The following is an 11,937-nucleotide window of genomic DNA, read 5'->3' on the forward strand; positions in this document are numbered from 1 at the left end:
ATGGCGATCGACAACGGCGGCGCCCAGGCCAAGACCCGGGGGCAGCGTGTGGCTGACAGTCGCGCCATGGAGGTTGCCTCCAGGGTCGGGCTCTGTGCCCGGGGAGTGATCTACGTTCTGGTCGGGCTCCTCGCCGCGCGGATCGGTTTCGGTGGGGGCAGTGACAAGGAGGCCGACCGGTCCGGGGCGGTGCGGACCATCGGTGAGCAGTCGTACGGCCAGGTGCTGCTGTGGGCGCTGGTGGTGGGGCTGGCGGCGATGGCGCTGTGGCGCCTTTCCGAGGCCGCATTCGGGCAGGCGACGGAAGGCGGTGACAAGTGGACCCGGCGCCTGGGCTCCCTGGGGCTGGCCGTCTTCTACCTGGTGATCTGTATCGGCGTGGTGCAGACCGCGCTGGTCGGCGGGTCCGGCGGGGCCCGCGGCGGTGACGAGTCGTCGAAGGACTACACCGCGAGAGTGCTGGAACTGCCCTATGGTCGTGTCCTCGTCGGCGTGTTCGGGGCCGTGCTGGCCATCGTGGGCGTGGTGATCGTGGTGCGCAGCCTGATGCGGAAGTTCGAGAAGAACCTCCGCACGGAGCGGATGAGCCAGACGACGCGGCGTATCGTCGCGGCTCTGGGCATCATCGGCGGCGTGGCGTGCGGGGTGGTCGCGGTGGCGACCGGCCTGTTCAGCCTCCTGGCCGCGGTGCGCTTCGACGCCAGCGAGGCAAAGGGCCTGGACGAGACGCTGCGCTCGTTCGCTGACACGCCGGCCGGGCCCGTGCTGCTGATCGCCGCCGCGGTGGGCCTTCTGCTGTTCGGCCTCTACTCCTTCTGCGAAGCCCGCTGGCGTAAAGCCCCTGACCACGAGGCCTCGGCAGAGCAGCCGGTCAGCCGCGATGCCGGCTGACCGCCCTGCTCGCGCCGCCCCGCCCGTACCCTGCCGACCGCCCAGTGCACCACGGGCCCCGGGGGGATCAGCCATGACATCCCCGGGGCCCGGCTCTATGGAGGCTGCCGGCGCAGTACTGAGGGCCGGTAGATGGTGTAGCAGTTCCTTCGGGGCCCTGGTGTCGTACGCACCAGGGCCCCTCCCCGCGTTCTGACCCCTTCTCTCCACCTGTTTCGCAGTGAGGTGCGATGACAGCAGACGACCCGATCAGCCGTCTCGACGACGACGGCTACCCCGCCTACACCATGGGCCGGGCGGCAGACATGCTCGGCACCACCCAGGGCTTCCTCCGCGCCCTCGGAGAGGCCCGCCTGATCACCCCGCTCCGCTCCGAGGGCGGCCACCGCCGCTACTCCCGCTACCAGCTGCGCATCGCAGCCCGCGCCCGGGAACTCGTCGACCAGGGCGCCCCCATCGAGGCCGCCTGCCGCATCATCATCCTCGAGGACCAGCTCGAGGAAGCCCAGCGCATCAACGCCGAATACCGCCGCAACGCCGAACCGGCGGCACGGTGACGCCACCCACCCCCGCGGTGACGAAGGGCGCCTACGGTGAGCTGCGGGGCGGCGGATAGCGTGGGGGGCATGGCGACGACGGGGAAGCGGCGGGTCCTGTACCGGCAGGGCACCGGGTTCTGGCGGATGACGGCCAAGTGGGTTCTGGTCTTCGGGGCCCTGTACCTGCTGGACGGCGGGCTGTTCCGGTCGTGGGGCGACGCGCTGATCTGGCCGATGATCGGGATCCTGCTGTGGGTGCCGTTCGGGATCGGCGTCGTCTGGTACCCGAAGAAGGACCAGCGCGTCGAACTGACGGCGCGTGAACTGCGGGTGCGGCGCAAGCGGCTGCCGATGGAGAAGGTGAACCTACTCCACGTGGCGCGGCTGTGGCTGGAGGGGCGGTCAACCGCCGACGACCTGCTGGTGGGGGAATGGAGACCGTTCGACCGGGTGGTGTGGGTGCCGCTGCGGGACGGCCGGGCGTTCGGCGTGGAGTTCCGCGACCCGGCCGCGTTCGCCAAGGTTTTCGGTGCCTTCGCGGTCGCGGCGTGCGGCGGGCCCGACATCGTTCGCGCGAGGGCCGCAGCGGAGACCTACCCGGACCCGCTCCCCATGCGGCCCCGCCGCTCCGCCGACGACGCAGGCTCCTGGCTGGACCTCTGGGACATCTTCAACTGACAGCCGGAACCGGCAAGGGGCAGCGCTCCGTCAGGGACGTGGGGAACCGCACAGGGCTGGCGTTCTCGACCAGCTCCCCCAGGAGGCGGAACCCTTCGCCCCCTAGAAAAGGGTGCGCCCGGGTGATGCAACCGGGTGGCCGCCGACCTGGACGGCTCGACGTCCACCGTGTCCCCGCTCGTGCGCGTGGCCTCAGCCCGGGCTGAGGCCACGCAAACCCCTCCGGCCTCGGTTCCGCCCACGCTCGCCGGCGGACGCCGCTGCAGCATCGGCTCCGCGAAGCCGCTGTCCAGGCCATACATCCGGCAGTGGCGATCTGCGCGACATACGTGCCACGATGCTGCGGCTGCACACCGCGGCCCTGGGAGAGGTCAACCCGCGCTTCGCCGACCGCCTGGCACCGGCAAGAGTTCCGACCGCGAGTTGCGGACAGGAGCTGACCGAGCGGGCTCTGGCGTGAGCGGGAGACTGGCGGAAGACGGCGCCGCGTGCGGACAGGAGTGCGCCTGCTCGCTTCAGACGGACGCTGATACTCCCGTGTGCTGGCGTGGACCGCGGTAGCGCCGGGCTCCCTCCGAACGGCGGATGTTGTCGGCCCGTAGTCCCGTACTGTCCAGGGTGACGTTGAAGAAGACTTCCTCGCCCTGGCGCAGACGGGGATCCTCTCCATGAATTGCCGAGGCTTCTGCCTGAACGTCAGGTCCGGCGTCCTCCTGGCTGATGAGACCGATACCCCGGTCAGGGTCGAACCACTTCACGACACCGCAGGGCGACAAGCTTCCCACTCCCCTCTAAGGGTCGGATCCGGAAGCCGACACTGTCCGCCCGCTCGCTACCGATGGGGAGGGCGTGAGCAGGGGCGTGAAGCAGCAGGCTCCAGCGCGACCGCAGCCGGCAGGCTCTTATGGAGAGACAACGCGCCGTCGCGGCACGCTTTCCTACCGACAGCACATGGTGTTTGTAAGAGATCGCTGCTGGGCCTTGCGAGTTCAGAGGTCACGTGTGCGGTCTCGGTTCGGTCGGCTGCTGCGTGGTTGAGTTCCGCGATCAGTGGTTCGGGGTTGATGCCGACAGCTTCGGCGCGGAGACGAAGGCCTGCTGGGCGCGGAGATTCCGTCGTGGCTGTAGTCGCCGGATTCGAGTCTCCATAAGGCCTCGACTGCGATTCCTGCGGCTGCGCTGAAGTGGTCGATGGACTGGCGTGCGTAGAGTCGGGCTTCAGTCGGCTTCCGACCGGCCGACATCTCCAGCGCAGCCGGGAACCGTAGCGTTCGGGGCAGCGGTGTCGAGCGGGCGCAAGAATCGTTTGAGGGATCGTGACCGCTGATCCGCGAAAGTTCTTGTCTCATGTCCCGGGGCAGGGCAGGCTCATGCCCGGTTCCCTCATTCCCCCGCAGATCCAGCCCCACGCTGCCGGATCCGGTCGGCATGCCCGCCGCGGCGACACCCAGGACGTCGCTAAGCAACCGGAGCCCCTGTATGCGCGGCTCGCGGCGGAGTGGACTGCCCGCGGCGCCACGGTGCCCGGTATGCCCGATCCCCTCTGGCAACGTCTGATCTCCGCGGAGCACTTCGAGCGGGAAACCGAATCCACCCTGCGCCGGCTCCACCTCGCTGCGGACCCGGCCCCACTCTTGTGCCTGCCGGACCCGGACGCCGACGAAGCACCTGAACCACCCACCCGGCTCCAGTGAGCCGGCAACCCACCCGCTGGTGTTCCAGCGCACAGCGCGCCCTCGAGTCCGTTGAGCCGAGTGGGCGGTGCCTCGGTGCGGGCGCGCCGCGACGTCCGCGACGCGATCCTGGCCGCCCCGAACCGGTCGCGGAGATCAACGCCGCCACTGTCATCGACCGCAGCGGCGTCTTCGGCCACCCGATCCGTTCAGACAGCTGCGCCTGGATACCGCCGGCCAGGACGTTTTGTCATGAGATCGACCTCCCATCCTCACCGTTGATGCTGCAAGGCGTCGGCACCTGCGGCGATGATTTCGGCGAGCCGGTTGGCGAAGTCCGCGTTGCATCCTCCCAGCCGGACGAAGCCGTGGCTGGCCACTGGCCCGTCGTTGCTCAGGGAGGGAAGGGTCAGGTCTGCGAGCGCGAGCGCCGCCTGAAGGTTGGTGACAGCGTCTTCGCCAGCCTGGTATGCGGTGTCCTGGAGCCGCTTGTACTGGATTCGCTCTGCGTGGGTCAATTCGTACATGTTGCTGACCTCTCTTTAATGGTGTGGGGTGAGGCGCCGGAGCGCGTTGTGTATTCGTTTCAGCAGGGGGCGACCCTTTGCCCGGCGCACTGGCTCCTTGCGCACGCATCCCGTGGCGCTGCAGCACTGAACACCTGGGCAGCCCCCGCCGCAGATGCCGACGGAGTTGGCCCCCGGTGCCGGGCATGACCGTTCCCTACGGCACGTCGCTCAGGTGTGCTGCAGTGACCGAACGCCCTGGTGTACGGGATCTGCTCCCAGCTGCATCGCGTTGCGCAGCCCAGACTCGGCTCGCGTTCGGGCAAGGGTGGGTAGACCGTCGGACTGAGTCTGTGCACGGCCCGTGACTATCGGTTTCGATCTTCGTTTCAAAGGTGCAGGCGAGCACCCCTTTGACGTGTGGGAAGGACCGGGTTGGCCAGGGAGTTAGCGGCTGCTACCGCCTTTGCTCTTCGCGGTCGCTGCCCGTCGGATGCCCGACCCTCTTGCGCCGTCGTCCGACAGTGCCGTTTACGGTGGGACGCTCGCGCAGGATTCGCACTCCCGTGCGTGGACGGCGGACCGATCTCGCCGGCGGCAAGACTGTCGGCCAGCCCGACTCCACTGTCGGTACGAACTCGCGCCCAGTCCTCCTGTCGGAGCTCACTGGCTCTTTCCGAGCAGACACTTGAAGGGACCGGAGGTAGCCCCCGCGCCGTCGGTGCGACCTCGATTGTCGTTCCGACGCCCCGGCTCTCCACCGGCAACTGGAATCCATGGCCCGGGCCAAGGGGCATTGGGCTGACCTGCGCAAGTGGCACTGCCGCACACGTACGACCGTCATGCGCCGTACCCGACTCTGTGACTGGGGGACGGAGAGCGGACTGCCCTGTTGTCTGCCGCAGGGTAGCCGGGAGGGACACTGGCCGGGCTGCGTCTGGCTGCGGCCGTCTGCCTGAGCGGAATGGACACAGAGGGCGTCGGGTTTCGGTGTCGCGGAGCGGCTTGGCGAGGCGGTCGCGTGAGTGTGATCTGGCGGACCAGCTGTTGGAAGCAGGCCAGCGCCGCGACGGCAGGAAGAGCAGACGCCGCCCCGGCGGCGATCGTTTTGGGCGCCTGGGCTACGCACAGAAGCGTGGCCAGGGTGGAGAACAACAAAACGATGGACCAGGAATGAAGCGCGCGGCGCTGGTGCAGGGCCGATCTGAGGATCGACAGGGAGGCGACCATCCAGGGGCCGTAGATCAGCAGGGGCCACCAGCTGACCACTGCGCGGGCAGTGTGGGGTCCGGCGCTTTGGCGCAGGGCGTCGCAGATGGCCAGCCCACTGAGGATGCTCACCACGGCGGCGATGACGGCGACCAGCACGGCGGTGAACACACTGCCCGTTTGCAGCAGGGTTACCACTGGCGACTTCGACGGGTTCCGGCGGTGCCCGTTGGAGGCTGTGGGCGGACGCCCGGTCGGGCTGTGCTTCAGCCCTGCGACGAGGCCGATGGTGCTGGCCGTGGCACCGCTGCCGTCGAAGCCTTCTTGGGTGAAGGGCTCCGGCTGCCCGGGTGCAGCGCTCTCCTGGAGAAGGATGGCGAGTTCCTCCACCGGATCCCACGACGGATGCGTCTCGCCGGGCCCGCCGAGCGGTTGCCCGGTAGAGAGGTGCTCTACGTGCTCGGGCCGGTCCCAGAACGCGGAGGTATCCGGCTGGGGATGCGGACCAGGGGTGTCCGGGTACCCGTACGGCTCATACACGGGGGCTGCCACCCGAGCACTCGCCGACAGCCGTTGCGGACGCTGCCGTGTTCTCCGTTCGCCTGCCGAACTCGATCTGGATCACGCTCATCGTGTGGAGGAAGTCCTCAAAGATCGAGGACGAGTACGTCAGACCGATTTCCAGACTCTCGTGTTCCAGCGTTGCCTGACGTGTCTCGCCGCAGTCGGCTGAGCCTGGAATGAAAATCCACTTCCCGATCCGGGTCGCCCCGGAGTGAAAGCGGCCTCCCTGTCCGTCTTCCTTTGCAGTCCTGCCGAAGAAGACGGGGAGCTTTGCTGTTGTCATATTCCATAAACGCTGTCGATGTTGGTCAGGGTATGCGCCATCCGGGTGATGCTGGTCGATGAATAAGTGCTGACCTTGTCTTGTCAGTTCTACAAACAGACCAGAAGCACCGCATAGCCACGTCCTTTCGCGCCGCCACCCCGCGACTCAAGGCGACGACGAGCTGCGGCCCGATTCAGACCCCAGCACGACGATCCCGTCACCCGCGCACCCCGTCCGCCCGCCCGCCGGGGCGGCTGATGGCAGTGCGCATACTTCAATACGACGGCCCTGCCGGGCACCGAGTCCCCGCCCGGCGGAGGCTCCCCTCCATGGCGGGATGCGTCCGTGCACGTCGCCGGCTCTCGCCACACCCCGCCGTCCATGTTTTCCCCTCAGCGTTGAGCCCCCATCGGCGGCTCCGTCGACTTCACTTCCCTGGCATGGGGCGGCCGCGTCGCCCTCCCCCAGAAGCGTGCTGATCCTGGGCTTGGGTCCCCCGTCAGGTCGGCTGCGGTCCTCGTCCGGCCGCCCACAGCAGCCGACTGATCATCGGGAAATAGATCAAGATGCCGAGGCTGACCGATTGCTGCGCATGGCTGCAATCGGAGGACAGGGCGCAACCCTGCATATGCCTCTGCGTTATGCCGAGGGATCGCCGGGGCTCCGGTCCGGACGCCCCTTGAACTTCAGCCTTCGAAAGGACCAGCTGTGGGAGGCATCCTCCTGTGGATCGTGCTGATCTTCACCGTACTGGCCACAGGTTTCATCGCGTTGACGTCCTCAGGGACTGGCCGGCTGTGGGACGTGGACGTCGTTGAACTGAGGCGCCGACAACGCTCCAAGCAGGTCCTGTTCCTGCATGTAGATGCCATTCGCTGGCTCGTCAGCAAGCCGCGGCGCCGGTACAGCCAGGGGAGAAGCCTGTCGGCGTCTCCACTTGCCTGGCTGGGGAGCCGCTCCGGGTCGTTCATGAGCCGTGTCGGCCACCCGTCACACGAGACCTATACGACGAAACACCCCCTCGCTGGCGGTTGACCGCACTCGCTGAACAGCTGCAGCTCTGACGGTGGGTGATCGCTTTGGCTCGAAACTCTCGTCACGTCTTGGGTTCCGCGGAGAGGACGCCGCCGCCCCGTGGTGAAGGCTCTGAGTTGCGGTGAGGTCGCCGAACCGGCGCCGGCGACAGTGCGTCAAGTGCCCTCGCCCCGCTGTTCTTGCCCTCGCGAACTGTAGCCCGAAGGACCCGACGAGCCAGGCCGGGCCATCATCCAATGCCGCAGGCGAGCAGGCCGCCCAGCCCACTCCCCTGATCAAAGCGTACCCAGTCTCGAGAGGGCGGCTGATATCGCTGAAAAACCCCGGCAATTCGCACATTGTCGGGCGGGTGAAAAACCCCGGCAAACCGCACATTGATGAGGGCGCGCATAAACCCCGGCAATCTGTATCACTTCCGGTTTCTGGCCGCTGGATGGGTCGCGCTAAAGGGTGGGCCTGCTCGTTCCTGCTCGATCTTGCTCGATGCACCTCTCTAGTGGGCGTTGAGGGAAACGGTGAGACGTGTCTAGACTGAAAGAATTATCATCGGCCTATTGTAGTGAGAGTCCTCCTCGGAAATTGACGAGAGGCGCTCACCCCTCCTTGGGGCGCTCCCGTCGAAAAGGTCTATCCCTCCGAAGCGTGCGACGGAGGAGGAACGGCACGTCCGACAGAGGGGCCTGGGTCTGCCCGATCATCTGGACACAGTCCGCGAGAACGGTCGCGTGAGGATGCCCCCCAGTGGTGACCCGGCCGCTCGCGGCCTATGGGCGGCGGCAACGCGGGTGGCGTGTACGGTGCGGGCGGCGCTGATGCAGGTGACACGCTGCTTGGCCGAAGCAGGCACGGTCAGCGGAACTGCCCCGCCCCGCACGAAAATGAGCTCGATACAGGCACTTCAGGACGAATACAGGGTGGGTTTCTCCGTGTCCTTGCCCCATCCAGCGAGCGCTGCGAGCGACCTGCGGGAGTGTCCATGGTGCCGATCCCTTGGACATCCGGAGACTCCCCGCCCCCGGCTGGAACGGGACCGGGTTCATGGACCTGGAAGAGCTCCGGAGCGGGCGCCGGTGAGCGGTCAGCCGTACGCTGTGCGGCTGTCACTGCCCGCCGGGAAGGTGCTCGCCGGACTGCCCGAGCACGTGGAGGAGACTGTGTGGGCTCTCCTGGACGCCGCCGCGGCCGACCCGTGGGGGTTCGGTCAGTGGGACGCCGGTGACACTGAGGGCGAAGACGTTCGTTTCGCGTCCGCCGGGCGGCTGTCCGTCGTCTACTTCGCGAACCGTACGCTGCTCCACCTGTCGGTCCTGGCCATTGTCTGGCTCGGATAGTCACCCGGTGACAACGCCCCGCCCCCGGCATTGAGAGAGGCCGATGGGAACGGCCCGCGCGGCGTCGGCCTTCAGGACCTGACGTGGCCTCCAACGCGAGTGTGCTGGGTCGACGGTGACGGCGGCCGTTCGGCGCAGCCGGTACGGCGGAGCGTCCGGAGGAGGGCGAGGGTGGCTGCTGTGCCGGCACCGGCGCCTGCATATTTCCGCGTTCTCCTCAGGAGCCCCCATGCCCGAACGCAACACCGTCCTGCGCAGCATGCGCGATGTGGGCCTGGCCGTGTGGTTCGGCGGGTCGCTGATGGGCGCGGTCGGCCCCAACGGCGCGGCCAAGGGCCACAGCGGCAGCTGGCACGACAACGCCCGGATCGCCAGCGTCGGCTGGGCGAAGTGGACTCCCGTCAATGCCGCGGCGATCGGCGCCCATCTCGTCGGCACCAGCGGACTGCTCGCCGCGAACGCTTCCCGGGTCGCGACCCAGCAGGGGGTAGCCGCATCGAACCGGTCGCGGCGCTGCGAGGCAGGCGTGGTGGCGCTGTCAGTCCACGGTCCACCCGAGATGCCGGTCGGGGTCGATCGCGGCCGACGCGGCGGCGCCGCTGCGCCCGGTCGGGGTCCTTGCCGAGCCCGCCGGGCCGGCGGACGTTCGTGAGCCACTGCCCGACGGGCAGGTCGAGCGCGATGGCGTGCCGCGGGGCGGCGAGGGTCTTGTGGAGGGCGTAGTAGGCCCGCGCGGCGCCGAGGTTCTGCTCGAACGCGGCGTCGGCGGTGTCCCACACGATCCCGAGCTCTTCCAGCTCGGAGGTGTCGGTGTACCCCCGAGTGTGCTCACGCCGGTACAGGTGGACGTGCTCAGTTGAGGTCAGTCGTGGACGCGAGGAAGGATTTGACCGCGAGGTTGAAGAGTGCCGTGCTCTCGAGGTTGACCATGTGGGCTGCCGAGGCGAATCGTTGGTGTCTGGCATCGGGAACGGTTTGGGCGAGGGCCAGGGCGTTTGACGAGATGTCACTGCTGTCGAGTTCTCCGTCGAGAACCAGGGTGGACACGCCGATGGAGGCCAGCCGGTCCGCTGCTCCGACTTCTCTCGGTGTCCCCGCCCCGAGCCCGCTGGCGTGTCGCACGACATTGGCGGACGCCGACGCATGCATCCGCTCGCGCAGTTTGCGGCTGACCTGGGACGCTTCACGGTACGGCCCGTCCACCCACATCCGGAGAAAGTGCTCGACGAACCGCTGCGCTCCGCCGTCCGGGTCGCCCATCGCGGCCATCTGCTGTGCGCTGTGGTGCGCCACGTAGGGGTCGGCGAAGGGCCGGCCGCTCACCCCGGGCGAGGCAAGGACCAGTGCCGACACAGACTCCGGATGAGCTATCGCCGTATCGATGGCGGTCCGTGCCCCGAGGGAAAGCCCTATGAGCGCGGCACACGGGACATCGAGGTGGGTGAGCAGAGCGTGTAGATCGTCATGGTTGGCGTAGTCCCCAGCCACGGAGGAGGAGCGCCCGTGGCCGCGGGCGTCATAGCGGATGACGCGGTACCCCAGGCCCGCGAGCCACGAGAACTGTTCGTCCCACATGTTCAGGTCGAGCATGCCGCCGTGGAGCAGTACGACGGGGGGTCCTTCGCCGACCGCCTCGTAAAAGAGCTCGCCCGCCTCGACGGGTAAGGCGGCGGCTGTGACGGCGTGTGTCCGCGCATGCGTCATCGTGGGTCGTCTCCTCGATCCGTGGGGTGTGGCGGGACATCCTGTGCGAGGTCCTTGAACTCCTCGCCAAGGCGGCGGAGTACGTGCAGGGCCGTCGTGACGTCACCGGTGGTGAGATCGGACAGCCGGCTCCGCAGTTCGGTTTCCTCGGCTTCCTGTATGCCCCTGATGGCGGCTTCCCCTTTCGGGGTGAGCCGGATCAGGCGCGAGCGCCGGTGCTCCGGGTTCGGGACACTCTCAGCCAGCCCCAGGGCTGTCGCATCGTTCACCAGACGCTGCACCGGCTGCCGGTCCAGGCCCAGTAGGCGTGCCAGTTGAGGAACCGTTCGGGGGCCGCCCCTGCGCAGTTCGTCCATCACCGCATGCTGACCGGCTGTCATCCCCGTGCCCATCAGCTCCCGCTCCACGGCACGCACGACCGTGCGGTGCAGCGGCCACAGGCTGCGGATCACTTCATACAGCAGAGGCCCCAACGGGGGCTCATCCTTCGCGCACCCATCGACACTCATGATGTCATCATGACATCTTCGGTGTCTATGCGGCCAGGTTTAGAGCGACAGAGCCTGAGCACGATCACTCGTACGCGACTGGGCAGATCGAGTCGTTACGCCGACAGGCGGCCCGTTCGCCGGTCATGGTCCCGGTCCGGTAGGCCCGTCGCCGGTCCGAGAGCTACCTGCCGAACCGCCCTGCCGAGGTCAGCGGCCGGGTGCGCGGGCGCGCAGACGGTTCGAGACCAGGATGAGTTCCTCTGGCACGACATTCCTTCCCAGGACGAACCGGCCGAGCAGGCCCTGTGGCCCGGTGACGACCACGACGTGTCCCTCCAGGGCCAGCTGTAGTTCCCTCCACGGGTGGCTCCACTGCGGCAGGTAGCCGAACTCCCACAGCTGGAGCCGTCGGGTGGTCGTCGTCAGGGAGTAGGACGTGTAGTCGTTTTCCTTGAAGGGTGCAGGCGCTTGAGCGCCCTCGGGGACGAGCTTCACCCGGTACTGGCTCAGTTCCCTTTCGCCCGTCTCGAGCGTGTCCCTGCGGACCTCGGCCTTGACCCTGTCCCGGCGCTCGGTCATCGCTCCGCCAAAGGCTCCCAAGGAGCCCAGGACGAGGCTGAACGTCAGGTTGAGCCACCAGGGCCAGTGCTCCGTACCGTCAATGGCGATCGGTATCACGCAGGCTGCGCCGGCGATCCCGCCCCAGACCGTGGCGCGCCGCACACGTCTGCGGCGTGCCGCGCCTGCCTCGCCCGCCGCTGCTTCCTCGACCGTCCCGTCCATGGACTCCCCCAACCCCCGATGGCACAGCAGTTACTGCTCGTCAGAACCATACGTGCGCGCTTTGAAGGCGGGCCGACGCCCCTGTATACCGACACTACGTCGGTATGTACTCGTCGGCATGACCATCCTCTAGGTCGAGCAGTGCGTTCAGCAGGTCCAGTACGTCATCCATGCCCCGCGCCCCGCTAGGTCGCCCTGGCGTCCGGCTCCGCCCGGGTGCAGGCGGACCTGTCGCGGCGGACGCTTGGAGGGAGGGAGAGAGGGGGCG

Annotated in this window: 13 protein-coding genes and 1 pseudogene; 7 read left to right on the top strand and 7 right to left on the bottom strand. The window is 67.9% G+C overall.

Translation table 11 applies throughout. From position 1 onward, the window contains the following. The 3 genes from PV721_RS20935 (at position 1) to PV721_RS20945 (ending at position 2,108) form a co-directional block, all read left to right on the top strand. On the top strand, positions 1-891 hold the full coding sequence (locus tag PV721_RS20935; protein WP_319726663.1) for a DUF1206 domain-containing protein: 891 nt from the start codon (positions 1-3) through the stop codon (positions 889-891). Positions 892-1,121: 230 nt separating this feature from the next. Further along, positions 1,122-1,448, top strand: a complete 327-nt coding sequence (locus PV721_RS20940) for a MerR family transcriptional regulator (RefSeq protein ID WP_319726665.1) — start codon at positions 1,122-1,124, stop codon at positions 1,446-1,448. Between the two features lie 69 nt (positions 1,449-1,517). Further along, the gene (locus tag PV721_RS20945) at positions 1,518-2,108 is read left to right on the top strand and encodes a hypothetical protein (RefSeq protein WP_319726668.1); all 591 of its coding nucleotides are present in this window, start codon (positions 1,518-1,520) and stop codon (positions 2,106-2,108) included. 515 nt (positions 2,109-2,623) lie between these two features. Here the strand turns inward: PV721_RS20945 and PV721_RS20950 are convergent. Further along, entirely contained in the window at positions 2,624-2,893 is a 270-nt protein-coding gene (locus tag PV721_RS20950; RefSeq protein WP_319726671.1) for a cold-shock protein, read from the bottom strand. A 744-nt stretch (positions 2,894-3,637) separates the two neighbouring features. Between PV721_RS20950 and PV721_RS20955 the strand changes: the two genes are divergently transcribed. Next, positions 3,638-3,802, top strand: a complete 165-nt coding sequence (locus tag PV721_RS20955; RefSeq protein WP_319726673.1) for a hypothetical protein — start codon at positions 3,638-3,640, stop codon at positions 3,800-3,802. Between the two features lie 251 nt (positions 3,803-4,053). Here the strand turns inward: PV721_RS20955 and PV721_RS20960 are convergent, their stop codons facing one another. The 3 genes from PV721_RS20960 to PV721_RS20970 form a co-directional block, all read right to left on the bottom strand. Further along, positions 4,054-4,308: a hypothetical protein gene (locus PV721_RS20960; RefSeq protein ID WP_319726674.1), complete on the bottom strand. Its 255-nt coding sequence runs from the start codon at positions 4,306-4,308 to the stop codon at positions 4,054-4,056. A gap of 819 nt (positions 4,309-5,127) precedes the next feature. Further along, positions 5,128-6,036, bottom strand: a complete 909-nt coding sequence (locus PV721_RS20965; protein ID WP_319726676.1) for a hypothetical protein — start codon at positions 6,034-6,036, stop codon at positions 5,128-5,130. Then, positions 6,029-6,343: a hypothetical protein gene (locus PV721_RS20970; RefSeq protein ID WP_319726679.1), complete on the bottom strand. Its 315-nt coding sequence runs from the start codon at positions 6,341-6,343 to the stop codon at positions 6,029-6,031. Before PV721_RS20970 ends, PV721_RS20965 begins: the two co-directional genes overlap by 8 nt. 690 nt (positions 6,344-7,033) lie before the next feature. Here PV721_RS20970 and PV721_RS20975 point away from each other — a divergent pair. From PV721_RS20975 to PV721_RS20985, 3 genes and pseudogenes are all read left to right on the top strand, one after another. Beyond that, positions 7,034-7,360 (top strand): hypothetical protein, encoded by a 327-nt coding sequence (locus PV721_RS20975; RefSeq protein WP_319726682.1) that lies wholly within the window; start codon positions 7,034-7,036, stop codon positions 7,358-7,360. Between the two features lie 1,070 nt (positions 7,361-8,430). Continuing rightward, positions 8,431-8,691: a hypothetical protein gene (locus tag PV721_RS20980; protein WP_319726684.1), complete on the top strand. Its 261-nt coding sequence runs from the start codon at positions 8,431-8,433 to the stop codon at positions 8,689-8,691. Between the two features lie 229 nt (positions 8,692-8,920). Next, positions 8,921-9,202, top strand: a pseudogene (locus tag PV721_RS20985) (hypothetical protein); the annotation flags it as partial. A gap of 341 nt (positions 9,203-9,543) precedes the next feature. Here the strand turns inward: PV721_RS20985 and PV721_RS20990 are convergent. From PV721_RS20990 to PV721_RS21000, 3 genes are all read right to left on the bottom strand, one after another. Further along, positions 9,544-10,395, bottom strand: coding sequence for an alpha/beta hydrolase (locus tag PV721_RS20990; protein ID WP_319726689.1), 852 nt, complete (start codon positions 10,393-10,395; stop codon positions 9,544-9,546). Next, entirely contained in the window at positions 10,392-10,904 is a 513-nt protein-coding gene (locus tag PV721_RS20995; protein WP_319726691.1) for a MarR family winged helix-turn-helix transcriptional regulator, read from the bottom strand. Before PV721_RS20995 ends, PV721_RS20990 begins: the two co-directional genes overlap by 4 nt. Positions 10,905-11,093: 189 nt before the next feature. After that, on the bottom strand, positions 11,094-11,669 hold the full coding sequence (locus tag PV721_RS21000; protein ID WP_319726694.1) for a hypothetical protein: 576 nt from the start codon (positions 11,667-11,669) through the stop codon (positions 11,094-11,096). Between the last annotated feature and the right edge of the window lie 268 nt (positions 11,670-11,937).

Origin of the sequence: Streptomyces sp. MB09-01, from assembly GCF_033794505.1 — a bacterium.
Classification (GTDB): Bacteria; Actinomycetota; Actinomycetes; order Streptomycetales; family Streptomycetaceae; genus Streptomyces.